The organism is Bradyrhizobium sp. AZCC 2262, from assembly GCF_036924535.1.
In the GTDB taxonomy this organism is placed as follows: Bacteria; Pseudomonadota; Alphaproteobacteria; order Rhizobiales; family Xanthobacteraceae; genus Bradyrhizobium.
Genome location: NZ_JAZHRT010000001.1, coordinates 7,192,459 through 7,217,425 on the forward strand (window position 1 = coordinate 7,192,459; position 24,967 = coordinate 7,217,425).

General features: G+C 62.0%; 21 protein-coding genes. 12 read left to right on the top strand and 9 right to left on the bottom strand.

The window, feature by feature from the left end:
- Positions 1-70 precede the first annotated feature (70 nt).
- The gene (gene maiA, locus V1283_RS33775) at positions 71-745 is read left to right on the top strand and encodes a maleylacetoacetate isomerase (protein WP_334390935.1); all 675 of its coding nucleotides are present in this window, start codon (positions 71-73) and stop codon (positions 743-745) included.
- A gap of 168 nt (positions 746-913) precedes the next feature.
- Here maiA and V1283_RS33780 read toward each other — a convergent pair whose 3' ends face one another.
- Complete coding sequence (locus V1283_RS33780) at positions 914-1,546, bottom strand: glutathione S-transferase family protein (protein WP_334390936.1); 633 nt, start codon at positions 1,544-1,546, stop codon at positions 914-916.
- A gap of 183 nt (positions 1,547-1,729) precedes the next feature.
- Between V1283_RS33780 and V1283_RS33785 the strand changes: the two genes are divergently transcribed.
- Positions 1,730-2,137, top strand: a complete 408-nt coding sequence (locus V1283_RS33785) for a DUF6636 domain-containing protein (protein ID WP_334390937.1) — start codon at positions 1,730-1,732, stop codon at positions 2,135-2,137.
- A gap of 155 nt (positions 2,138-2,292) precedes the next feature.
- On the opposite strand, the gene V1283_RS33790 is transcribed toward V1283_RS33785, so the two are convergent.
- The 8 genes from V1283_RS33790 to V1283_RS33825 form a co-directional block, all read right to left on the bottom strand.
- Positions 2,293-2,886: a GNAT family N-acetyltransferase gene (locus tag V1283_RS33790; protein WP_334390938.1), complete on the bottom strand. Its 594-nt coding sequence runs from the start codon at positions 2,884-2,886 to the stop codon at positions 2,293-2,295.
- A gap of 114 nt (positions 2,887-3,000) precedes the next feature.
- On the bottom strand, positions 3,001-4,155 hold the full coding sequence (locus tag V1283_RS33795; protein ID WP_334390939.1) for an IS4 family transposase: 1,155 nt from the start codon (positions 4,153-4,155) through the stop codon (positions 3,001-3,003).
- A gap of 130 nt (positions 4,156-4,285) precedes the next feature.
- The gene (gene glpK / locus V1283_RS33800; protein WP_334390940.1) at positions 4,286-5,788 is read right to left on the bottom strand and encodes a glycerol kinase GlpK; all 1,503 of its coding nucleotides are present in this window, start codon (positions 5,786-5,788) and stop codon (positions 4,286-4,288) included.
- 200 nt (positions 5,789-5,988) lie between these two features.
- Positions 5,989-6,762 carry an SDR family NAD(P)-dependent oxidoreductase gene (locus V1283_RS33805; RefSeq protein WP_334390941.1) on the bottom strand — a complete coding sequence of 258 codons (774 nt, stop codon included), beginning with the start codon at positions 6,760-6,762 and terminating at the stop codon, positions 5,989-5,991.
- Between the two features lie 132 nt (positions 6,763-6,894).
- Entirely contained in the window at positions 6,895-8,037 is a 1,143-nt protein-coding gene (gene pimD / locus V1283_RS33810) for a pimeloyl-CoA dehydrogenase small subunit (RefSeq protein WP_334390942.1), read from the bottom strand.
- Between the two features lie 190 nt (positions 8,038-8,227).
- Positions 8,228-9,418, bottom strand: coding sequence for a pimeloyl-CoA dehydrogenase large subunit (gene pimC, locus V1283_RS33815; protein WP_334390943.1), 1,191 nt, complete (start codon positions 9,416-9,418; stop codon positions 8,228-8,230).
- 183 nt (positions 9,419-9,601) lie between these two features.
- The gene (pimA, locus tag V1283_RS33820; RefSeq protein ID WP_334390944.1) at positions 9,602-11,290 is read right to left on the bottom strand and encodes a dicarboxylate--CoA ligase PimA; all 1,689 of its coding nucleotides are present in this window, start codon (positions 11,288-11,290) and stop codon (positions 9,602-9,604) included.
- A 139-nt stretch (positions 11,291-11,429) separates the two neighbouring features.
- On the bottom strand, positions 11,430-13,526 hold the full coding sequence (locus V1283_RS33825; RefSeq protein ID WP_334390945.1) for a 3-hydroxyacyl-CoA dehydrogenase NAD-binding domain-containing protein: 2,097 nt from the start codon (positions 13,524-13,526) through the stop codon (positions 11,430-11,432).
- 165 nt (positions 13,527-13,691) lie between these two features.
- On the opposite strand from V1283_RS33825, the gene V1283_RS33830 reads away from it, so the two are divergent.
- The 10 genes from V1283_RS33830 to V1283_RS33875 all read left to right on the top strand — a co-directional run bounded on the left by V1283_RS33830 (position 13,692) and on the right by V1283_RS33875 (position 24,929).
- Complete coding sequence (locus tag V1283_RS33830; protein WP_334390946.1) at positions 13,692-14,558, top strand: IclR family transcriptional regulator; 867 nt, start codon at positions 13,692-13,694, stop codon at positions 14,556-14,558.
- Positions 14,559-14,627: 69 nt separating this feature from the next.
- Positions 14,628-15,425 (top strand): ABC transporter ATP-binding protein, encoded by a 798-nt coding sequence (locus V1283_RS33835; protein ID WP_334390947.1) that lies wholly within the window; start codon positions 14,628-14,630, stop codon positions 15,423-15,425.
- Positions 15,422-16,135, top strand: coding sequence for an ABC transporter ATP-binding protein (locus tag V1283_RS33840; protein WP_334390948.1), 714 nt, complete (start codon positions 15,422-15,424; stop codon positions 16,133-16,135). Before V1283_RS33835 ends, V1283_RS33840 begins: the two co-directional genes overlap by 4 nt.
- A gap of 11 nt (positions 16,136-16,146) precedes the next feature.
- A complete protein-coding gene (locus tag V1283_RS33845) occupies positions 16,147-17,025 on the top strand; it encodes a branched-chain amino acid ABC transporter permease (protein ID WP_334390949.1) in 879 nt (292 codons plus the stop codon).
- Positions 17,026-17,027: 2 nt separating this feature from the next.
- Positions 17,028-18,041, top strand: coding sequence for a branched-chain amino acid ABC transporter permease (locus V1283_RS33850; RefSeq protein WP_334390950.1), 1,014 nt, complete (start codon positions 17,028-17,030; stop codon positions 18,039-18,041).
- An 18-nt stretch (positions 18,042-18,059) separates the two neighbouring features.
- Positions 18,060-19,286 carry an ABC transporter substrate-binding protein gene (locus V1283_RS33855; RefSeq protein ID WP_334390951.1) on the top strand — a complete coding sequence of 409 codons (1,227 nt, stop codon included), beginning with the start codon at positions 18,060-18,062 and terminating at the stop codon, positions 19,284-19,286.
- A 181-nt stretch (positions 19,287-19,467) separates the two neighbouring features.
- The gene (locus V1283_RS33860; protein WP_334390952.1) at positions 19,468-20,697 is read left to right on the top strand and encodes an ABC transporter substrate-binding protein; all 1,230 of its coding nucleotides are present in this window, start codon (positions 19,468-19,470) and stop codon (positions 20,695-20,697) included.
- A 158-nt stretch (positions 20,698-20,855) separates the two neighbouring features.
- Positions 20,856-22,082, top strand: coding sequence for an ABC transporter substrate-binding protein (locus V1283_RS33865; protein WP_334390953.1), 1,227 nt, complete (start codon positions 20,856-20,858; stop codon positions 22,080-22,082).
- 219 nt (positions 22,083-22,301) lie between these two features.
- Positions 22,302-23,525, top strand: coding sequence for an ABC transporter substrate-binding protein (locus V1283_RS33870; protein ID WP_442895799.1), 1,224 nt, complete (start codon positions 22,302-22,304; stop codon positions 23,523-23,525).
- 114 nt (positions 23,526-23,639) lie between these two features.
- Entirely contained in the window at positions 23,640-24,929 is a 1,290-nt protein-coding gene (locus V1283_RS33875; protein WP_334390954.1) for a glycerate kinase type-2 family protein, read from the top strand.
- Positions 24,930-24,967 lie beyond the last annotated feature (38 nt).

The window sequence follows — 24,967 nt, forward strand, 5'->3', positions numbered from 1 at the left end:
TCAATCGTGCTTCGCACGATTGATCCACCCTCTCCCACAAGGGGAGAGGGGAAGAAACGTGGAGCCTCCCATGAAATTCTTCTCTTTCTGGCGATCGCTGGCGAGTTTTCGCGTGCGCATCGCGCTCAATCTGAAAAACGTCGCGGCCGATGTCGTGTTCGTCGACCTCGATGCCAACGCGCATCGCGATCCCGAATACCGCAAGATCAATCCGCAGATGGTGCTGCCGGCGCTGGTCGAGGATGACGGGACCACGCTGTTCCAGTCGCTCGCCATCCTCGAATATCTCGACGAGAAATACCCCTCCCCGCCGCTGCTGCCCGCCGACATCAACGGCCGCGCCCGCGTCCGCGCGCTGGCGCTGATGGTGGCCTGCGAGGGCCATCCGCTGCTGACGCCGCGGGTGCGGCGCTATCTCGACCACGAACTCAATCTGCGCGACACGCAGCAGGCGGCATGGCGGCGGCACTGGACCGTCGAAACGCTGGCCGCGCTGGAAGGGCATCTGGCCGACAACAAGGGCACCGGAAAATTCTGCCATGGCGATACGCCGACGCTGGCCGATATCTGCATGGTGGGACACGTCACCGTCGCGGTGATGCAGCAGATCGATTTGAAGATCTATCCCACCGTGAAGCGCATCTTTGACACGGCAATGGCGCTGCCGGAATTCGCCAAAGCGCATCCGCTGGCGCAGCCGGACACGCCGGAGGCGATGCGGGTGAAGGCCGGAAAGCCAGGCTGACCACCCGGCGGCGCGACTCCCCGGACGCGCCGCACCCGGCCTGAAAAAATCGCGAAAACAACCCCATGCAAAGTAGGATTGGGCCTGCGGCTCACGCCCGCGCGAGCGCAGCGGTCGCAGCAAGACGAAAAGGCTCCGCAGTCGTGGCCCGGCCCGACCCCGCCGAGCTCAATCGCCGCTTGGCGGCGCCAGCGGCTGCACGATTTCCTTGAACGGCGGCAGCGCCTCGCAACGCTCGGAATGCGCCTTCAGCGCGGAATAGCGCGCGTCGAACAGCGCGGGATGCGCTTCGCCGGTGAAGCGCAGCACGCAGGCGACGGCGATATCGGCGTGGCCGATGTTTTCGCCGGACCAATACGGCGTCTTGATTGCCGCGCGCTCCTTTTCCAGCAGCTCCAGCACGCCCGCGATCTGCGACTTGCAGCGCTCGACCCACAGATCGAGCTGCTTCTCTTTGCGCAGCACGCGTTCGTACAGCAGGCTGACGCCCTTGTCGCCGAGCCCCATCGCCAGCGCGCAGATCCGCAAGTGCCGCCGCCGCGTCTCGCCGCTCCGCGCGATCATCGCCTTGTCGGGACCGACGAGGTCGTCGAGATAATCCAGGATCATGGCGCTCTCGATCAGCGCCTCGCCGTCATCGAGCACCAGCGTCGGCACCCGCCGCAGCGGATTATACGGCGCGATCTTGTCGGCATCGCCGAAGGTCGACCACGGCTTGTGCTCGAAAGCTATGCCATAGAACCGCATCGCGATGGCGACGCGGCGGACAAAGGGAGAGTCGAATTGGCCGATCAGGATCATTTTAGATCACCACTCTTCGAGGCGGACGAACTAGCCAGTGTAACGGACTGTCCTACCCCGCGAAAGCGGGGTATCCAGTACTCTGCCGCCTTGCGGTTTATCTCTGCTGGCTCTGGAATACTGGATCACCGCCCCAGTGCGCAATTGCGCGCAAGGCGGGTGATGACGATGGAGGGCTAACGGATGCCGGCTCTGCTGATTCTCATTACGTTACTTATGACAACCGCAGCCTACGCCCAATCCAGCCCGACCGGCTTCCAGTCGCCGTCGAAAAACATCACCTGCCAGTATTTCGACTACGACAAGCAGAACACGCTGCGCTGCGACATCAGCGTCATGGAAACAAAGCCGCGGCGACCCGCCGATTGCGACCTCGATTACGGCGGCGCCTTCGAGATGAACGCCAAGGGCCCCGCCGCCCGCATCTGCCATGGCGACACCGTGATGGACAATTCGCTGCCGGTGCTGGGCTATGGCGAGGTGTGGCAGCGCGGCGGGTTTACCTGCAAATCGGAGCAGACGGGCATCACCTGCTTCAACGCGGACCGGCGCGGGTTCTCGCTGGCGCGGGCGAAGCAGGAGGTGTTTTGATGTAAAAGACGACGCCCCGACCACACCTCGTCATACTCCGCGAAAGCGGAGTATCCAGTACGCCGCGGCGTCTCGGTTCTATCGCAACTGCGCTGGAATACTGGATCCCCGCTTTCGCGGGGATGACGGCCGAGAATGAGGACGATCCGTCCCCATCACTCAATCACCGGCACATGCTTCGCGACATCGCGCGGCACTGTGCCATCGAGCCGCGGATCGTTGACCACTTCGACCTGCCGCCGAAATGGACGAAAGCCCGAGCGCTGGTAGAAGCCGAGCGCGAAGGGATGATCGAAGGTACAAGTGTGCAGCCAGACGCGATCGACCGGCCGCGACCATGCGAGCTCCAGCGCGCGATTCATCAGCCAGCGGCCGGCGCCGGTTCCGACGAGCTTTTCGGTGACCCCGAAAGAGACGATTTCGCATTGCCCGGGCTCGCGAAAATCCAGCTCGAGCAAGCCTTCGTCGCACCCCTCATGCGCCAGTGCGTAGATCTCCATCAGCGGCGATTGAATGATCGCGGCCAATTCCGCGTCAGGTATCCGTATCCTTGAAATCCACAGCCATTGCTGGCCGACGCGGCCATAGAGATCACGATACCAGTCGGGCTTGGAAACATCGACCCGCCGGAGCGACCACGCGCCCGCGGGATCGGGACGTGGCGCGGGGCGCGCGGTCATCTCCAGATGCGTGACCACCGCGGCGATCTTGCCGGCGGGAACGTCGGAGTAACCATCGGACAGGATCATCTCGTACGCTTTCTCTCTATCGTCATGGCCGGGCTTGTCCCGGCCATCCACGTTTATCCTTGGAGGAAATAAGTAAGGGGTGGATCGCCGGGTCAAGCCCACGGCTGTTCCGGTTCATGGGAAGTATAGTCCGAGTTTCAGCTGATTTGAGTTTATCGGGATTGGCTGCAGGGGTTCGAGCAAACCGTTGATCGGGCGTCTGTGCATGAGATTGGCGCGGACGAGCCGGGCAAATTCGAGGGGGCTGTGTACCGTTTTTTGAGCGAGCTGCGCCATGCGCAAGATGAGAAAGGCGATCAGGGCGATGGCGATCTGAATGCGGACTGCATTCTCGGAGATCCCAATGAAGTGCCTGATTCGAAGCGTCTGCTTGACCCAGCGGAAGAACAATTCGATCTGCCAGCGCTGTTTATAAAGGTCTGCGATTTCTTCTGCCCGTGCGTCGAGATCATTGGTCACGATGCGCAACAGCTTTCCGGTGTCGATGATTACGGTGATCTCCCTGACCGGAACTTGCAGTGGATTCTTGCGGCTGTTGGCGAGCCGGGCCGGCAGATGACCGATGCGGTCGTTCACAATATTGCCGTTCTTGGGCGTGCGGTTCTCCTTTATCACGCTGAACGGAGTATTCTTCTTCAGCCGTGTCACGAAGCGGCAGCCGACCTCATCAAGCCCCGCCCACCAGCTATAATCGTAATAACCGAGGTCGTAGACGTAGGTTGCGCCCGGCTCGATCGGCATAGCTTTGGCGGCTGTGATGTCATTGACGTTGGCCGGCGTCACCGCAAAGTAAACCGGCCGGTCCGCATTAGGATCGTAGACGATATGCGCCTTGGCCCCGAACACATCGGCCGAAAATGTCGCCCAGTCCTCGCTCAGACTGGAGAGCCGAACACTGGTGGAATCAATGAGCCGGACCGCGTCTGCCGTGGCCCGCCGCAGCCCGCGATGCGCTTGCGGCAGCATCTGCGCGAACAACTCGCTGAACACTTGCCAAGCACGCTTCGAATTGGCATCCGACATCGTCGAACGCTTCACCGGCGCCGCCCCGACGTGATAAAGTCGCGTCTCGTGGCTCGCCATCCCGGTCACGACCTCCCGCAGGCTGGTCGAGCCGCTGAATTGCCCGTACAGCAGAGCTATGAACTGACGCTTCGTCGTCAACTTGCGCACCAACTGATCGGCTCCGTACTTCTCCACGATATGTTCGAACTTAGACCAAGGAACGTGCTTCGTTAGACTGTGAAATACGCTATTCTGATGCCGCATGGCGCGGACCTCCTTCGGTGTCTCGAACGTGTGCGAAGCGCTCAAAACACAGAAGAATCCACGTCATGCACCCTGTCCATAAAAATCGAACCGGACACCCGTGGGTCAAGCCCGGCGATGACGGATGAGGCTACCCTTCCCCCTCGTCACTCGCCAGCACGCCCTTCACCGCCCGCGCCCAGCCCGCAAGCTTGCGCTCCCGTGTCGCGTTGCTCATGTTCGGCTTGAAGCGATGCTCCAGCCGCCAGTTGTCGGCGAATTTTGCGGGCTCGGGATAGACGCCCGCCTGTAGCCCCGCAAGATAGGCTGCCCCTAACGCCGTAGTCTCCTGGATCATCGGGCGATCGACGGGAGCATCGAGCAGATCGGCGAGACGTTGCATGGTCCAGTCCGACGCCGTCATGCCGCCGTCGACGCGCAGCACGTTGGCGGCCTTCTCTCCCGGCCAGTCGGCGCGCATCGCCTCGCGGAGATCTGATGTCTGGTAGCAGACGCTTTCGAGCGCGGCGTGGGCGAGTTCGGCGGGGCCGGTGTTGCGGGTGAGGCCGAACAGCGCGCCGCGGACACGGGGATTCCAGTAGGGGGCGCCGAGGCCGACGAAGGCCGGCACCAGATAGACGCTCTGCATCGAATCGGATTTGTCGGCGAGCGGGCCGGTCTCGGACGCCTGCTTGATGATGCCGAGACCATCGCGCAGCCATTGCACCGCCGAGCCCGCGACGAAGATCGAGCCTTCGAGTGCGTAGGTGCGCTTACCGTTCAATTGATAGGCGATGGTGGTGAGCAGCTTGTTCTTCGAGGCGACCGGCGTGGTGCCGGTGTTGAGAAGGGCAAAACAGCCGGTACCGTAGGTCGACTTGATCATGCCGGGCGTGAAGCAGGCCTGGCCGATGGTGGCGGCCTGCTGGTCGCCGGCGATGCCGGAAATCGCGATCGAGCCGCCGAACAGAGCCGGGTCGCTGTCGCCGAATTTGGTGGAAGAATCTTTTACCTCCGGCAGCATCGAACGCGGCACCCGCAGCAGCTTTAACAGCTCATCGTCCCACGCGCCGGTGTGGATGTTGAACAGCAGCGTGCGCGAGGCGTTGGTGGCGTCGGTGGCGTGCACACGGCCAGCGGTCAGCCGCCACAGCAAATAGCAATCGACGGTGCCGAACATCAGCTCGCCACGGCCGGCGCGCTCGCGCGCGCCCGGCACCTGGTCGAGGATCCATGCCACTTTGGTGCCGGAGAAATAGGGATCGATGATCAGGCCGGTCTTGGCCGAAATCGCGGGCTCGTGGCCTTCGGCTTTCAATTTGGCGCAGATGTCTGATGTGCGGCGGTCCTGCCAGACGATGGCGCGGTGCACGGCCTGCCCCGTCGCGCGGTCCCACACGACCGTGGTCTCGCGCTGGTTGGTGATGCCGATCGCGGCGATGTCCTTTGCGGTCAAGCGGGCCTTGTCCAGCGCGGCGCGGCAGACCGTCATCGTCGAGGTCCAGATGTCCTCCGGCTCGTGCTCGACCCAGCCGGATGCCGGAAAATGCTGCGAGAATTCCTGCTGCGCCGTGGCGGCGATGGAAATGTCGCTGCGAAACACGATGGCGCGTGAGGACGTGGTGCCCTGATCGATGGCCAGCACAAAGGACATGACGTTGCTTCCCGAAAGGTTTGTGGTTGCTGCCCAAGGGAGCGGATTGGGCTCCGTTCGTCAATATCACTCCGCCGTCGTCCCTGCGAAAGCAGGGACCCATAGCCACCGGCATCCATTGTTGCGGAAAGCGTCTGCCAACTCGGCTTGAGCCGAGGGCACAGCGCGGTATGGGTCCCTGCGTTCGCAGGGACGACAGGTCACGTCGCCGCGGTTGTCACGCCGCCGTCGACCACAATAGTCTGGCCGGTCATGAAGGTCGACGCATCGGAGGCGAGATACGCCACGGCGCCCGCAATTTCGTCGGGCTCGCCGATGCGGCGAAGGGGCGTGCCGGCGGTACGGCGCTTGAGGTTGTCAGGGTCTTCCCACAGCGCGCGGGCGAAATCGGTTTTCACCAGGCCCGGCGCCACGCAATTGACGCGAACGCCCTTCGGACCCCATTCGCCGGCGAGGCTGCGGCACAGCGCAAAATCAGCGGCTTTCGAAATGCCGTAGGCGCCGATCACGGTGGAACCGCGCAAGCCGCCGATCGACGAGATGATCACCACCGAGCCGTTGCCTCGTGCCGCCATCTGCGGGATCGCGAGCGCGCAGAGCCAGATGTTGCTCTTGACGTTGGAGCCCATGATCTTGTCGAAGGCCTCGTCCTTGATGTCGAGCAGCGGGCCGTAATACGGATTCACCGCGGCGTTGCAGACGAGGATGTCGACCTTGCCGTAATGTTTTGTCGTGCCCGCGACCAGCGCCTCGACTTCCTCCCGGCGCGAAATGTTGCAGGGAATGACATGAGCGTCGCCGCCGGCCTTCTTGATGCTTTCGGCGACTTCGTGGCAGGCGTCCGCCTTGCGGCTGGAGATCACGACCTTTGCGCCAAGTTTTGCGAGCAGCTCCGCGGAGGAACGGCCGATGCCGCGGCTGGAGCCGGTGATGACCGCAACTTTGCCGGTGAGATCGAACGGGGTGTTTTTCATTGTTGTTTGCCTCCCTGAAGCTGGCACGTCATTCCGGGATGCGCCGCAAGGCGCAGACCCGGAATCCAGAAGTTGTCGGCGAGATTCCGGGTTCGATGCTGCGCATCGCCCCGGAATGACGGAGAGTGCTCTCTAGACCAGCCCACCCGCGTCCGTGACGCGGCGGAGGTGGTAGTCGGTGTCGCCAAAGCTGTTTTCGATCATGGTCAGCCGCTTGAAGTAGTGGCCGATCTTGGCTTCCTGGGTCATGCCGATGCCGCCGTGAAGCTGGATCGACTGCTGGCCGATGAATTTTCCGGACTTCCCGATCTGAACCTTGGCGGCGGCGACCGCGGTCGCGCGCTCCTTGGCGCTGTCGAAATCGGCCGCCATGGTCGCGAACATCGACATGCTGCGGGCCTGTTCGAGCGCCACGAACATGTCGGCGGCGCGATGCTGCAGGGTCTGGAAGCTGCCGATCGGCACGCCGAACTGTTTTCGGGTCTTGAGATATTCGACCGTGCTCTTCAGCGACTCATCCATCGCGCCAACCGCTTCCGCGCACATCGCGGTGCGGGCTTCATCCACCACGCGCTCGATCAGCGCCAGGCCGTTCTCGGGATCGCCGATCGCGGCATCGGCGCCGACCTCGACGCCGGTCAGCGTGATGTCGGCAGCGTGCAGGCCGTCCTGGGTCGGATAGCCCTTGCGGGTGACGCCCTTGGCGTTCGCCGGCACGAGAAACACGCCGATGCCGCTTCTGTCACGCTGCGCACCTTTGGTGCGCGCGGTCACGATCAGGGTGTCGGCGTTCTCGCCGTTGAGCACGACGAATTTTTCGCCGTCGATCACCCATCCCGAACCCTTCTTCTTGGCGGTGGTGGCGACATCGCCGAGATCGTAGCGCGAATTCTTCTCGAGCTGCGCGAACGCAAAGGTCTTGCTGCCGTCGATGATGCCGGGGATGTGCGCGGCCTTCTGCTCGGCTGACGCCCCGTGGCGCAGGAAGCCGCCGCCGATCACGACAGTGGCGAGATAAGGCTCCAGCACCAGCGCCTTGCCGAGCGCTTCCATCACGATCATGGTTTCGACCGCGCCGGCGCCAAAGCCGCCATCGGCCTCCGCAAAGGGCAGACCCAGCAAGCCCTGCTCGGCGAGCTTGTCCCAGACGGCCTTGCTCCAGCCCCCCTTCTCCTTCTGGTACTTCTTGCGCGCATCGAAATCGTAGGAGTCGGTCAAGAGACCGTCGATGCTTTCCTTGAGAAGGCGCTGCTCCTCGGACAAATCAAAATCCATGTTCGTTACTTTCTCCAGAATTCAAATTCGGGCAACGCCGTTGTTGAGCTTTCGGTCGTCATCCCCGCGGAGGCGGGGATCCAGTAATCGCAGGCGCTTGCCGTACTCAAAACCGCCGCGGCGTACTGGGTCCCCCGCCCCCCGTGCGCAATTGCGCACTAGGGCGGGGGACGACACTGTTGGTGCTGGGCTACAGCCCCAGCACCGCCTTGGTGATGATGTTGCGCTGGATCTCGTTGGAGCCGCCGTAGATCGAGACCTTGCGGTTGTTGAAGTAGCTCGGCGCGATCTGGGCGGTCCAGTCCATGGTCTCGTTGGAGCCGTCATCGCCATGCACGTCGTAGGGCGCTGCGAACGGGCCAATCACTTCCATCAACAGTTCCGTGGTGGTCTGCTGGATTTCCGAACCCTTGATCTTCAAGACCGACGAAGCCGGGTTGGGCTTGCCCTTGCCGTGCTTGCCTTCGTCGGCGACGACGCGGAGCTGCGTGAGTTCGAGCGCCTTCAGCTCGATCTCGCAGGCCGCCAGCTTTTCGCGGAAACCCTGGTCCTCGATCACGGGCTTGCCGTTCTGCTCGACCTTGGAGGCGAGGTCCTTGATGCGGCGCAGCCGCTCCTTGGAGACGCCGACGCGGGCGATGCCGGTGCGCTCGTTGCCGAGCAGGAATTTTGCGTAATCCCAGCCCTTGTTCTCCTCGCCGATCAGATTCTCGACGGGCACCTCGACGTCGTCGAAGAACACTTCGTTGACCTCATGGCCGCCGTCGATGGTCTCGATCGGGCGCACGGTGACGCCCTTCGACTTCATGTCGAACACGATGAAAGAGATGCCCATCTGCTTCTTCGCATTGGTATCGGTGCGGCACAGGCAGAAGATCATGTCGGCGTGCTGGGCGAGCGTGGTCCAGGTCTTCTGGCCGTTGATGATGTACTTGTCGCCCTTGCGCTCGGCCTTGGTCTTGAGCGAAGCGAGGTCCGATCCCGAGCCGGGCTCCGAAAAGCCCTGGCACCACCAGTCGTCAACATTGGCGATGCGCGGCAGATACTGCTTCTTCTGTTTCTCGTTGCCGAAGGTGTAGATCACAGGCCCGACCATGCTGACGCCGAAGGCGAGCGGCGCTGGCGCGGGGTGCATCTGCAGCTCTTCGTTGAAGATGTAGTGCTGCACCGAGGTCCAGCCAGTGCCGCCATATTCCTTCGGCCAGTGCGAGCAGCCCCAGCCCTTCTTGTTGAGGATGCGCCACCAGGTGACCATCTCGTCCTTGGAGAGGTGACGGCCCTCGACCATCTTGCGCCGCGTCTCCGGCGGCACGTTGTCCCGGAAGAAGGCCCTCACCTCCTCACGAAACGCCATTTCTTCCTTGCTGAAAGCGAGATCCATCGGATCCTCCTTGTGAGCGAATGAATTACATCCGTAGTAACGCGAACTCTCTGTCTCGTCGTCCCTGCGAACGCAGGGACCCATAACCACCGGCGCCAACTATGCGAAAGCCGTCTCCCCATGTGCCCCAAACGAAGGCCGCGGCGTATGGGTCCCTGCGTTCGCAGGGACGACGGCGGAGTTTTAGGAGCGACCTCCTGATGCGGCTTGTTGTTTCGGTAATGCGGCTGGCGATTGCTGCATGCGCAATTCGTGGCGCGACAACTTTCCGACCGGCGTGCGCGGCAGTTCGTCGACGAAATCGGCCGCTGCAGGAATCTCGTGCTTGCCGAGTTTGCCGGTGAGGAAGGCGCGCAATTCATCCAGCGTGAACGGCTTTGCGTCCGCTCGCAGCTTGATGAAGGCCTTGGCAGCCTCGCCGCGGTAATCGTCGGGAATGCCGATCACGATCACTTCCTGCACCGAAGGATGGGTGTAGATCGCCTGCTCGATCATCTGCGGATAGACGTTGAACCCGCCGGAGATGATCATGTCCTTCTTGCGGTCGACCAGATAGAAATAGCCGTCGGCGTCCATGTAGCCGATGTCGCCGGTAAGGAAGCGGTCGCCGACGAAAGCTTCGGCGGTTTCCTTCGGCCTGTTCCAGTAACCCTTGGTGACGTTTGGGCCGCGGATGCGGATTTCGCCAGCCTCGCCCACCGGCATCAACTTGGTCGGGTCTTCCAGCGACACCACGTCCATCTCGATGCCGGGCAGCATCAGGCCGATCGAACCGGGCTTGTCGGGGCCCTCCTTTGGGTGTGCTGTGCCCGGCGAGCAGGTTTCGGTCATTCCCCAGCCGCTCTTCAGCTTCATGCCGACCCTGCGTTCCAGGATCCGCGCCACCTCGACCGGCAGTGGTGCGCCACCCGAGCCAACGCTGACCAGCGACGACAGGTCGCGCTTGTCGAGATCGGGAAGTGCTGCGATCGCGATCCACATCGTCGGCACGCCCGGGAAGGCGGTCGCGCGCTTCACCTCGATGTCGCGCATGACAGCCTCGACGTCAAAACGTTGGTGCAGCGAGATCAGATGGCCCCGCCGGATGGCGGAGAGCAGCACCACCGTCAGGGCGTAGATGTGAAACAGCGGCAGCACGCAGATTACGCGCTCGATCGGGTCGTTGCGCTCGGCGCGCGCCGGCTTGCCCCAGACGTCGTAGACCGACACGGCCGAGGTCAGATTGCCGTGGCTGAGCATCGCCGCCTTCGGCAGGCCCGTGGTGCCGCCGGTATATTGCAGCAGCGCGACATCATCGGCCGAGATCGCGGGCCACTCCGAAGGCTTCGCCGCGCCATCGGTGAATTGTTTGTAAGTGATGATCTTCGGATTATCCGGCAGCGCCGTCTGCAGCGTTCCGACCTTGCCCCAGTGATCATCCTCGCAAACGATCAGACGATCAAGCAAACCCTTGTCGAAAAACTTCAGCGCGGTCGGCAACAGCGCCGAGAGATTGCTGGTGACCAGCACGCGCGCGCCGGAGTCCGTGAGCTTGTGCGACAGCGCGATCTCGCCGTCGAGCGGCGAAAGATGCACGACGCGCGCACCCGCCTTCAGAGCGCCGAAGAAATTGACGGGATGATCGGGCGAGTTGCCGAGGAACAGCGCGACCGAACTGTTCTTGCCGTAGCCGGCGCGAAGGAAGGCGCCGGCGGCCGTCTCCATCAGCGCTTCGAGTTCGGCAAAACTGATCGGCCGGTCGCGGAATTCGAGCGCCGGCCGCGAGCCGAACTCGGCCGCAGCCTCCGACAAAAGGTCCGGCAGCGTGCCGCGCGCGATCGCATCGTCCCAGCGGACGCCTTGCGGATAGAACTGTTCGCCGGGATGGGTCATGGATGCGCTCAGTGCAGCGTGCAAGCCAAGCAGTCATTCCGGGACGCTCGCGCGTAGCGAGCGAACCTGGAATCTCGAGATTCCGGGTCTGGTGCTAACGCACCATCCCGGAATGACGTGTGGTGAGAGCAGCGCCCCATCAAGCCGCCTTCGACTGCGCGGCCAACGACGCAAACGTCTTGCCTTCGGCGGCGAGACGCTTGAGCAGCGGGGCCGGTTCGAGCGAGGGATCGTTGGTTTCCTTGGCGTAGTAGGAAAGACGGTCGGCGATGTGCTTGAGACCGACCTGGTCGGCATAGAACATCGGGCCGCCGCGATAGATCGGCCAGCCGTAACCATAGAGCCAGATCACGTCGATGTCGCTCGGACGCGCCGCGATGCCCTCTTCGAGAATGCGCGCACCCTCGTTGATCATCGGGTACATCATGCGCTCGAGGATTTCATCGTCGCTGACGACGCGCTTCTTGCGCCCCAGGCGCAACAACGTCTCGTCGATCAGCTTCTCAACATCCGGATCGGGCAGCGCCGCGCGCGAGCCTGCCTCGTACTTGTAATAGCCCTTGCCGGTCTTCTGGCCGAAGCGCCCGGCCTCGCACAGCGCGTCGGCGATTTCCGATTTGATGCCGCGGTCTTTGCGCGAACGCCAGCCGATATCGAGGCCGGCGAGATCGCTCATCGCGAACGGACCCATCGGCATGCCGAACTTCGTCACGACCGCGTCGACCTGCTGCGGCAATGCGCCTTCTAACAACAGCTTTTCCGACTGCTTGCCGCGCTGCGCCAGCATGCGGTTGCCGACAAAGCCGTCGCAGACGCCGACCACGGCCGGCACTTTTGCGATCTTGCGCGCAATCGACACGGCTGTCGTCAGCGCATCCGGCGCGGTCTTGTCGGCGCGGACGATCTCGCACAGCTTCATCACGTTGGCCGGCGAGAAGAAGTGCATGCCGAGCACGTCCTGCGGGCGCTTTGTGACTTTCGCGATCTCGTCGATGTTGAGATACGAGGTGTTGGAAGCGAGCACCGCGCCCGGCTTGGCGTGCTTGTCGAGCGCCTCGAACACTTCCTTCTTGACCGCCATGGTTTCGAACACCGCTTCGATCACAAGGTCAGCGTCTTTGACGTTCTCGAGGCCGACCACGCCCTTAATCAGGCCCATGCGCTTGGCCGGCGCATCCGCCGGGATACCGCCGCGCGCCGCGGTGGCCTCGTAATTCTTCTGCATCACGCCCAGGCCGCGCTTGAGCTGCTCTTCGCCGGTCTCGATCAGCGTCACCGGGATACCGGCATTGGCGAAAGACATCGCGATACCGCCACCCATGGTGCCGGCGCCGATGATGGCAACGCGCTCGACCGGCCGCGGCTTGGTGCCCTCAGGCACGCCGGCGATCTTGGCAGCTTCGCGTTCGGAGAAGAACGCATAGCGCTGCGCCTTCGACTGGTCGCTGGATACCAGCTTGAGGAAACCTTCGCGCTCCTTCTTCAGGCCTTCGTCGAACGGCAGCTCGATCGCGGCGCGGACGGCATCCGCAGCGGCGAACGGCGCTTCGAGCCCGCGCGCCTTCTTGGTCAGAGCTGCGACCGCATTGGTGAAGATCGAAATGTCGGCCTTGGCTGCCGCGAGCTTGGCGTCGTCGTCGCGCAGCTTGCGCAAGGGGCGCTTCTCCGCCAGCACCTTGCGGGCAAAGGCCTCGCCGCCCGAGGCCGGACCTTCGACGATTTCCTCGATCAGGCCATTCTTGAGCGCTTCCGCCGCGCTGATCGGATCGCCGCTGACGATCATCTTGACCGCGAGTTCAGGGCCCACGGCGCGCGGGAGCCGCTGGGTACCGCCGGCGCCCGGCAACAGTCCGAGCTTCACTTCGGGCAGGCCGAGCTTGGCTTCCTTGGTCGCCACGCGATAGTGGCATGCCAGAGCGACTTCGAGACCGCCGCCGAGCGCGGTGCCGTGAATCGCGGCAATGATCGGCTTCGGCGAGTTCTCCATCAGGACCAGCACTTCGGCGAGACCCGGGGGCTTCGGCGGCTTGCCGAATTCGGTGATGTCGGCGCCGGCGATGAAGGTGCGTCCGCCGCAGGTCAGCACGATTGCCTTAACTTCCGCATCCGCGATCGCGCTCTTCATGCATTCGAAGATGCCGCCGCGCACGGCGGCGCTCAGCGCGTTTACAGGGGGGCTGTTGACCGTGACGATGGCGATAGCGTCATTGCGTTCGAGTTTTACGACTTCGTTCACGGGACTCTCCCTGGATCGTTTGTTCTTGGATGCCACGCAACTTGCGTTGAGTAGCTACGGTCGATTTCGCCAATTTCGCACTGCGAAATTTAATTCCACATCTTGACAGGGAGGGTTATTTTGAAGCACGTCCCTTGTCAACGAGCTCATCAGCAGTAGCGGGCAATGAAACGTCCAGGGAAAAAGGTGGCGACCGATCGCAGCTTCGTCGTCGCGCTTTCCCGCGGACTTGATGTGTTGCGCGCATTTCATCCCAATGACGGGCTTCTCGGCAATCAAGAACTTGCCGCCCGCACTAATTTGCCGAAGCCAACCATTTCCCGGCTGACCTACACCCTGACCAAGCTGGGTTATCTTACACCCGTTCCGCGTTTCGAGAAGTATCAGCTCGCGCCATCAGCCATGGCGCTGGGGTATGCCGCCCTTGCCAATCTCGGCGTTCGGCATTTGTCCGAACCCTATCGTGAAGAGGTGATGCGCGAGACCGGCGGCGCCGTCGCCGTCGGCGGACGCGACCGTCACAGCATGATCTATTTCGGGCAGAGCCGTAACGGGCTGACACTCGGCGTGCAGCTCGACGTCGGTTCGCGCGTACCGATTGCAACTTCGGCGATGGGACGTGCGTATATCTGGGCACTGCCCGATGACGAACGTGCCGCTTTATTGCGCGAGCTGCGCGACCATTACGGCAGCCGGTGGGCGCGGATGCGCGACGGCATCGAACGCTCGGGCGAAACGGTGGCGAAGTACGGCTTCGCGATTTCTGCAGGCGAATGGCAGAACGATGTACACGCGGTAGGTGTGGCGCTGAAGCTCAATGACGGAACTGGGCCGTATGCCTTCAATTGCGGCGCGCCGGCATTCCGCTTCACGGAAGAGCGCCTGATGACCGACATTGGACCTCGCCTGGTCTCGATGGTAAGGAAAATCGAGGCAGCGCTGGGCGGCGCAGCACCGCAAATCAAAAAAGCAGACAGCAAGAAACTGAAAGCAGGAGGGAAAGTTGCACGTTTGGCCGAGGGGATCAGATAGCCTTCACCATGACCGGCGAAAACATTCGCAAGGTCATTCCCGCTCCGTGATCAGGGCGGGCGAGACGAGATGACGCAGGCACAGCTCGCGCAGGGACACGCTCCCCTGCTCGCGGTTCGCGACGTCAGCGTCGTGTTCGGCGGCATCATTGCGCTGAATGGCGTATCCTTCGACATGCACAAGGGCGCGATCCTCGGCCTGATCGGACCGAACGGCGCCGGCAAGACCACGCTGTTCAACTGCCTCTCCAGACTCTATCAGCCGTCTTCCGGCGACATCCTGATGGAAGGCGCGAGCATCCTGACGCGTCCGCCGCACCGGATCGCCGAAATCGGCATCGGCCGCACCTTCCAGAATGTCGCGCTGTTTCCCAACCTCTCGGTCATGGACAACGTGCGGGTCGGCACCCACGCTCGCACCTCGAGCGACATCATCTCGGACTCGCTGAAGCTCGCCTGGATCCGCCGCAGCGAGGCCGACGTCAACAAGAAGGTCCACGAGATCCTCGCCTATCTCGATCTCGAGGACGTCGCGCATACCGTGGTGTCGGGCCTGCCGTTCGGCACCCAGAAGCGCGTCGAGCTGGCGCGCGCGCTCGCCGCCGATCCAAAAATCCTGCTGCTCGACGAGCCCGCCGGCGGCCTCAACCACGAGGAAGTCTATGTGCTCGGCGATTTGATCCGCCGGATTCGCGACGAGCGTCACATGACCGTGCTGCTGGTCGAGCATCACATGGGCCTCGTGATGTCGATCGCCGACCACGTCGTTGCCCTCAACTTCGGCCGCAAGCTTGCCGAGGGAACACCGGCCCAGGTCCAGGCCGACCCGGATGTCATCAAGGCCTATCTGGGGAGCAAGGACCAATGACCGCGATGCTCAACATCAAGGATCTCCGCGCCTATTACGGCCAGGTCCAGGCGCTTCATGGCCTGAGCTTCGCCCTCAATGAGGGCTCGCTGACCACCCTGCTCGGCGCCAACGGCGCCGGCAAGACCACCACCTTGCGCGCGATCTGCAACATGGTGCGTTCGACCGGCGCGATCGAGTTCGAGGGCAAGCCGCTCTCCGGCAAGTCGACCGAAAACGTCGTTCGTCTCGGCATCGCGCATGTACCGCAGGGCCGCGGGACCTTCACCACCATGACGGTGGAGGAAAACCTGCAGCTCGGCGCCATCACCCGCACCGACAAGAAGAGCATCGTCGCCGATATCGAGCGCATGTACGAGCACTTCCCGGTGCTGAAGGAACGGCATACCCAGCAGGCGGGCACGCTGTCAGGCGGCGAGCAGCAGATGCTCGCGGTCGCGCGCGCGCTGATGCTGCGGCCGCGGCTGATGCTGCTGGATGAGCCGTCGTTCGGCCTGGCGCCTTTGATCGTGCGCGAGCTGTTCAATATTCTCGGCAAGATCAACCGCGAGGACAAGGTCACCATTCTGGTGGTCGAGCAGAACGCGCAACTGGCGCTGGAACTGGCCGACCAGGCCTACGTGATCGAAACCGGACGCATTGTGATGTCGGGCAACGCCAAGGACATCGCGAACAACGAAGACGTCCGCAAATCCTATCTCGGCTACTGAGGAGCAGGACAATGGAGCTGTTTACCAACCAAGTCCTGGCCGGGATCGCCACGGGCGCGATCTATGCCTGCATGGCGCTCGCCGTTGTGATGATCTACCAGGCGATCGACCATCTGAATTTCGCCCAGGGCGAAATGGCGATGTTCTCGACCTTCATTTCCTGGCAGCTGATGCAGTGGGGCATCCCCTATTGGTGGGCCTTCCTGATCACGCTGATCATCTCCTTTGCCGGCGGTATCCTCATCGAACGGTTGCTGTTCAAGCCGCTCGCCAAGGCCCCGGTGCTGACCAACGTCGCCGGCTTCATCGCGCTATACGGGATCATCAACTCGGTCGCCGGCCTGATCTGGGACTTTACCATCAAGCAATATCCGACGCCGTTCGGATCATCGCCGTTCCTCGGCAGCCAGCTGATCTCGACCCACCAGGCCGGCATGATCGGCGTAACCGTGCTGCTGCTGATCCTGCTGTTCCTGTTCTTCCAGTACACACGGATCGGACTTGCTATGCGGGCGGCTGCCGCGCTGCCTGAATCGGCTCGCCTGGTCGGCATCAACACGTCGTGGATGATCGCGTTGGGCTGGGGCATGGCTTCCGCGATCGGGGCGATCGCCGGCATCCTGATCGCTCCCGTCGTGTTCCTCGAGCCGAACATGATGCTGGGCGTGCTGCTCTACGGCTTCGCCGCGGCCGTGCTCGGGGGCCTGACTTCGCCGCTCGGCGCCGTGGTCGGCGGGTTCCTGGTCGGCATCTTTGAGAATCTCGCCGGGACCTACATTCCCGGCGTCGGTAACGAGCTGAAACTGCCGATCGCGCTTGCGCTGATCATCACCGTCCTGGTCTTCAAACCCGCTGGCCTGTTGGGCCGGCCCATCGTGAAGCGAGTTTGATCATGAGCGCTGTCGAAGACGTCGTCACAGAAGCACCGGCCGTAGAGGCCGTTCCGAAGCGCGCCATGACGCTCGGCTTGGGCACCTCGCTGGTAGTGCTGGCCGCGCTGGTGCTCGCACCGCTGTTCGTCAAGAACTTCATCATCTTCCAGATGACGATGCTCCTGATCTACGGCCTTGCGGTTCTGGCGCTCAATATCCTGACCGGTGGAAGCGGCCAGTTCTCGCTGGGCCAGAGCGCATTTTACGCGGTGGGCGCCTACACGTCGGCGATCCTGATGGAACATGTCGGGATGAACTACGCGCTGACGCTGCCGATCGCGGGGCTGATCTGTTTCGGCTTCGGATTCCTGTTCGGCCAGCCGGCGCTGCGGCTTTCCGGCGTCTACCTCGCGCTGGCGACGTTCGCGCTTGCCACCGCGATGCCGCAGTTGCTGAAGCTCGGCTTCTTCGAGCACTGGACCGGCGGCGTCCAGGGCCTGGTCGTGACCAAGCCCGACGCGCCGTTCGGCCTGCCGATGTCGCAGGACATGTGGCTGTACTACTTCACGCTCGTGATCACGATCGGCATCTACATCGCCTCGGTCAACCTGCTGCGGTCGCGTTCGGGCCGCGCCTTCATGGCGATCCGTGACAACGAGATCGCGGCGTCTGCGATGGGCGTCGACGTCGCGCTGTACAAGACGCTGGCGTTCGGTGTCTCGGCCGGCATCACCGGCATTGCCGGCGGCCTCGGCGCCATCGCGGTACAGTTCGTCGCCCCGGACGGCTACACCATCGTGCTGTCGATCTCGCTGTTCCTCGGCATGGTGGTCGGCGGCGTCGGCTGGCTGCCGGGATCGATCGTCGGAAGCGCCTTCATCATCTTCGTGCCGAATATCGCCGAAGGTATCTCCAAGGGCCTCTCCGGTGCCGTATTCGGCGTGCTTCTGTTCCTTGTCATCTTCCTGGTACCGCACGGCGCCAGGCAGGTCGCGATCGTTGCCCAGCAACTGATCGGCAAACTGAAGAAGTAAACCAGCTCAGGAGAAAAAATGCGTTCGGCAACAATAAGAAGCGCCGCCTTCTGGACGGCGCTCATCACTTTCGCTGCCGCAAACGGCAGTGCACTCGCCCAAAAGAAGTACGACACCGGTGCGACCGATACCGAAATCAAGATCGGTCACATCGTGCCCTACAGCGGCCCTGCCTCCGCCTATGGCATCATCGGCAAGACCGAAGAAGCGTACTTCAAGATGATCAATGAGAACGGCGGCATCAAGGGCCGGAAGATCAAGTTCATCTCGTATGACGACGCCTACAGCCCGCCAAAGGCCGTCGAACAGGTGCGCAAACTCGTCGAGAGCGACGAGGTGCTGCTGGTCTTCAATGCCCTCGGCACGCCGTCCAACACCGCGATCCAGAAATATCTGAACTCCAAGAAGGTGCCGCAACTGTTCGTCGCCACCGGCGCGACCAAGTGGAACGATCCGACGCACTTTCCGTGGACCATCGGATGGCAGCCGAGCTATCAGAGCGAAGCGCGCATCTACGCCAAGTTCCTGATGAAGGAAAAGCCCGACGCCAAGGTCGCCGTGCTCTACCAGAACGACGATTTCGGCAAGGACTACCTCAAGGGCCTGAAGGATGGCTTTGCCGGTAAGGCATCGGCGATCATCGCCGAGGAAAGCTACGAGGTCTCGGAGCCGACGATCGACAACCATATCGTCAAGCTCAAAGCCAGCGGCGCGGACGTCCTGATCAGCATCACCACGCCGAAATTCGCAGCGCAGACCATCAAGAAGATGGCCGAGGTCGACTGGAAGGCGCTCCAGATCGTGGCCAACGTCTCGACCTCGGTCGGCGCTGTCATGAAACCGGCGGGCTTCGAGAACGGACAAGGCGTGCTGTCGGCGCATTACGCCAAGGACGCCGGCGATGCGCAGTGGAAAGACGATCCCGGGATGAAGAAGTTTCTCGCCTTCCTGGACAAGCACTATCCGGACGCCGACCGCACCAACAGCCAGGTGATCTATGGTTATGGCGCAGCCCAGACCCTCACCAAGATCCTCGAGATGAGCGGTGACGACCTGACCCGCGCCAACATCATGAAACAGGCGGCGAACCTGAAGGACTTCACGCCCGACACGCTGTTGCCCGGCGTCAAGATCAACACATCCGCCACTGACTTCGCGCCGATCGAGCAGCTTCAGATGATGCGCTTCAAGGGCGAGAAGTGGGAGATGTTCGGAGAGGTCATCAGCGGCGAAGTCGAGCATTAATTAATATTCCGTCCCGCGGGCAGCTTCCCGCGGCATCCGACTAAATACCGCCCCCCGCGACCTCGTCGCGGGGGGCTTTTTGTTGCTGGACACGACCGAAAGGTATTCAATGCTGCCAAGAGCCGCCAAGCGCTCCAATCAAAAACAATGACACAGTCATCGATCCCAGGGAGATCAAAAAATGTCCGTTATCAACTTGCGACTGGGAGCCTTTGCGGCTGCCCTCGCATTGCTCGCCGCGACCAGCAGCGGTGCATTGGCACAAAAGAAATACGACACCGGCGCGAGCGACGCTGAAATCAAGATCGGCAACATCATGCCTTACAGCGGGCCGGCCTCGGCCTACGGCGTGATCGGAAAAACGTCAGAGGCCTATTTCAGGAAAATCAATGCCGAGGGCGGCATCAATGGCCGCAAGATCAACTTCATCAGCTATGACGACGCCTACAGCCCGCCGAAGACGGTGGAGCAGGCACGCAAGCTGGTAGAAAGCGACGAAGTCCTGCTCATCTTCAATCCGCTGGGCACGCCGCCGAATACCGCGATCCAGAAATACCTCAACACGAAGAAGGTGCCGCAACTGTTCGTCGCCACCGGCGCCACCAAGTGGAACGATCCGAAGGACTTCCCCTGGACCATGGGATGGCAGCCGAATTACCAGAGCGAATCCCGGATCTATGCGAAGTACATTCTGAAGAACAAACCGGACGCGAAGATCGCGGTGCTCTACCAGAACGACGACTACGGCAAGGACTATCTGAAGGGATTCAGGGATGGCCTCGGCGACAAGGCCGCCTCGATGATCGCCATCGAGGAAAGCTACGAGGTTTCCGAACCGACCATCGACTCTCACATCGTCAAGATGAAAGCGACCGGCGCCGACGTCTTCTTCAACATCACCACGCCGAAATTCGCAGCACAGGCGATCAAGAAGAACTCCGAGATCGGCTGGAAGCCGCTGCACTTCCTCAACGGCGTCTCTTCCTCGATCGGCAGCGTTATCAAGCCTGCGGGCTTTGAGAATTCGCAAGGCATCATCTCCTCAAACTACCTGAAGGATCCGACGGACATCGAGTGGAAGAACGATGCCGGCATGAAGGCCTGGAACGAGTTCCTGGACAAGTATTACCCGGAAGCCAATCGTGCCGACATCTTCGTGATGTATGCATATACCGTGGCACAAGGCCTCGAGCGTGTGTTGAGGGCGAGCGGCGACGATCTCACACGCGCCAACGTCATGAAGCAGGCCGCGAGCATCAAGGATCTCCAGCTCGGCGGCTTGCTGCCGGGCATCAAGGTCAACACGTCCGCCACCGATTTTGCTCCCATCTCGCAGGTGCAACTGATGCGGCTAAAGGGCGAGACCTGGGAACGCTTCGGCGAAATTCTCTCGGATGACGTCGGCGGCTAGCACCCGGGTTCGCCCATCAAAGAAGCAGCCTCTGCGGCTTTGTCGCAGGGGCTTTTTGTTGTGAGGTTACCGGCAAGATGCTAATCACGGCACGTCAAAGAGCTTCATCGAAGGAGCCTGGCAACTATCATTTGTTAAATGAAAAGGGAGAGACAAAAATGTCCGCATTAAAAAAACTGGCGGTTCTTTCAGCCACGTTTGGATTGCTTGCTGCATCGTCAAGCAGCGTTCTCGCACAGAAGAAATACGATGCCGGCGCAACCGACACCGAAATCAAGGTCGGCAACATCATGCCTTACAGCGGCCCCGCATCCGCTTATGGCGTGATCGCAAAGACCGAAGAAGCCTATTTCCGGAAGGTCAACGCCGAGGGTGGTATCAACGGACGCAAGATCAATTTCATCAGTTACGACGATGCCTACAGCCCGCCGAAGACTGTGGAGCAGGCGCGCAAGCTGGTCGAGAGCGACGAGGCATTGGTTGTCTTCAATCCGCTGGGTACCCCGCCGAACACGGCTATCCAGAAATACCTCAACTCGAAGAAGGTGCCGCAACTGTTCGTCGCTACCGGCGCCACCAAATGGAACGATCCGAAGAACTTCCCCTGGACCATGGGCTGGCAGCCCAACTACCAGAGCGAAACGCAGATCTATGCGAAGTATGTCCTGAAGAACAAGCCGGACGCCAAGATCGGGATTCTCTACCAGAACGACGATTACGGTAAGGATTACCTGAAGGGCTTCAAGGACGGACTCGGCGCCAAGGGGGCATCGATGATCGTCCTGGAGGAAAGCTATGAAGTCTCCGAACCGACCATCGACTCCCACATCGTCAAGCTGAAGTCGACCGGAGCCGACGTGTTCGTCAACATCACCACGCCGAAATTCGCCGCGCAGGCGATCAAGAAGAACGCCGAGCTCGGCTGGAAGCCCCTCCACTTCCTCAACAGCGTCTCGGGCTCAATCGGCAGCGTCATAAAGCCGGCCGGCTTTGAGAACGCGCAAGAGATTATCTCTTCGCAATACCTCAAGGATCCTGCTGATACGGAGTGGAAGAATGATGCTGGCATGAAGGCCTGGAACGAATTCCTGGACAAGTATTACCCCGAGGCCAACCGCGCCGATTCATTCGTCATGTACGGGTACACGGTGGCACAAACTCTGGAGCATGTGCTGAAGTCTAGCGGCGACAACCTGACGAGGGAAAACGTGATGAAGCAGGCCGCAAGCTTGAAGGACCTCGAACTCGGGGGACTGTTGCCGGGCGTCAAGATCAATACGTCAGCAACCGATTTTGCACCAATTTCGCAGATGCAACTGGTGAAATTCAAAGGCGAGACCTGGGAGCGCTTCGGCGAAGTTCTCTCCGGCGACGCCGGCGGCTAGCCTCGTCTCCACAATCGACAACCGCATCAGGCCCCCTGCAACACCGTTGCGGGGGGCCTTTTCGTGAGCCTTCTGCTATCGCCCGATCGGAAAAGCCGATTGGCCCGCCAAACCGCTTACACTTCGGCGGATCATGCGCTAGGTATCGGCCCGGCACTCCCCACAAGAAGCCGCAGCGCCTATTCCCCTTGGGCGCGGAAGAACAAGGAGCTTTGCGAAATGCCCCTGCTGACCCGACGCCGTATCGCGACCACCCTGCTCGGCCTCGCGATGGCCATGAGCGCAACCGCCGCACTGGCGCAGAAGTACGACACCGGCGCCAGCGACACCGAGATCAAAATCGGCAACATCGTGCCCTATAGCGGTCCGGCATCGGCCTATGGTGTGGTCGGCAGGGCGATGGGCGCGGTGTTCAAGAAGGTCAATGACGAGGGCGGCATCAATGGCCGCAAGATCAATTTCATCTCCTATGACGACGCCTATTCACCGCCGAAGGCCGTCGAGCAGGCGCGCAAGCTGATCGAGAGCGACGAGGTTCTGCTGCTGTTCGGCACGCTCGGCACCCCCTCCAACACCGCGATCCAGAAATACGTCAACAGCAAGAAGGTGCCGCAGCTGTTCGTCGCCACTGGCGCCACCAAGTGGAACGACCCGAAGGCGTTTCCCTGGACCATGGGCTGGCTGCCGAGCTACCAGAGCGAGTCGCGCATCTACGCGAAGTATCTCACGAAGGAGAAGCCGGCGACCAAGATCGCCGTGCTCTACCAGAACGACGACATGGGCAAGGACTATCTGAAGGGCCTGAAGGACGGCTTCGCCAAGGATACCTCCCGCATCGTTGCGGAGGAAAGCTACGAGGTGTCGGAGCCGACCATCGACTCGCATGTGGTGCGGATCAAGTCGTCCAATCCGGATGTCGTGGTGTTCTTCACCACGCCGAAGTTCGGCGCGCAGGCGATCAAGAAGCTCGGCGAGATGAGCTGGAAGCCGGTCACCATCATCTCCAATGTCAGCGCATCCACCGCGACCGTGATGCGGCCCGCGGGGCTGGAGAATTCGCAGGGCGTGATCTCGGCCGCCTACGCCAAGGACGCCAGCGATCCACAGTGGGAGGGCGATGCCGGCATCAAGGCGTTCGACGCGCTGCTGACCAAATATTTGCCGGAGGTCAATCGCGTCGATTCCTCGGCCATGACCGGCTACAACATGGCGACCACCATGGTCGAAGTGTTGAAGCGTTGCGGCGACAATCTGACCCGCGAGAACGTGATGAAGCAGGCTGCGAGCCTGAAGCAGTTTCCGCAAGGCGGGCTGCTGCCGGGCGTCACCCTCTCCACCGGGCCGGACGACTTCCAGCCGATCGAGCAATTGCAATTGATGCAGTTCAAGGACGGGCGCTGGCAGTTGTTCGGCGACGTCATCAGCGGCGAACTCGGCCACTAGCGCGTGATGACTTTTCTTCGAAACGTCATCCCGCTCTATCTCTTTGATTTGAGCATGATCTTTTCGGAAAACCGGTATCCACTTTTCCGGATCATGCTCTAGGACAGGATTGCCATGACCGACCGACGCCCCTTCCTGCGTTCAATCTTCGATGCGGCCGTTGCGGCCGCGCATCCCGACGTCGTGCTGTCGGCGCATCTGCGCCCGGTGCCGAAGGGTAGGGTGATCTGCCTTGCCGCTGGCAAGGGCGCGGCAGCGATGGCGGCTGCGGCCGAACGGCACTATCTTGATGCGCTGGGGCTCGATCCCGCGCGACTGACCGGCATTGCCACCACGCGCCACGGCCACGGCGTGCCGACGCGGCGGATCAAAGTGATCGAGGCCGGCCATCCCGTGCCCGATGAAGCCGGGCTGAAAGCCGCCGACGAAACGCTGCGCCTCGCCGCTGAGGCAACCGCTGACGATCTGATGCTGGTGCTGTTGTCTGGCGGCGGCTCCGCGAACTGGATCGCGCCAGCCGAGGGTGTTTCGTTCGCGCAGAAGCAGCAGGTGAACCGCGCGCTGTTGCGGTCGGGCGCGCCGATCGGCGAGATGAATATCGTCCGCAAGCATCTGTCGCGGATCAAGGGCGGACGGCTGGCCCGCGCCGGACAGCGCGCCGCCGAAATCGTTACGCTGGCGATCTCCGACGTGCCGCATGACGATCCGTCCGCGATCGCATCGGGACCGACGGTGCCGGATCCGAGTACGCTGGCGGACGCCCGCGCGCTGGTGGCACGGTATAATCTCACGGTCGACGATGCTGTCAGGCGCGCGCTCGAAGATCCCAGGAATGAGAGCTGCAAGCCCGGCGATGCCGCGTTTGCCCGCGCACAATTCGAGATGATTGCCAAGCCGAAAGCTTCGCTCGACGCGGCCATCAAGGTCGCAAAGGACGCCGGCTATGAGGTCATCGGCCTCGGCGCCGATCTGGAAGGCGAAGCCCGCGACGTTGCGGCCGATCATGCGCGGCTGGCGCTGAAGGCACGCAGCGAGGGTAAACGCATCGCGATCCTTTCGGGCGGCGAACTCACGGTGACCGTACGCGGCAATGGTCGTGGTGGCCCCAATCAGGAATATGCGCTGGCGCTGGCGGATCTGCTGAAGGACACGTCAGGCATTGTGGCGCTGGCCGCGGACACCGACGGCGCCGACGGCGGCGCCGGCAGCGCAACCGATCCGGCCGGCGCGGTGATCGATCAGGCGACGTTTGCGAAGATGAAGTCGCTCGGCCTCTCACCTGCGGCCTACCTCGCCAACAATGACGCCACCGCGTTCTTTTCGGCCACCGGCGATCTGTTGCTGACGGGCCCGACACTCACCAACGTCAATGACGTCAGGGTGATTTTGGTAGACCCCGCCTAGGTTTTCCGAACCGCCGCCCGGCATCCTGTACGCGCCAA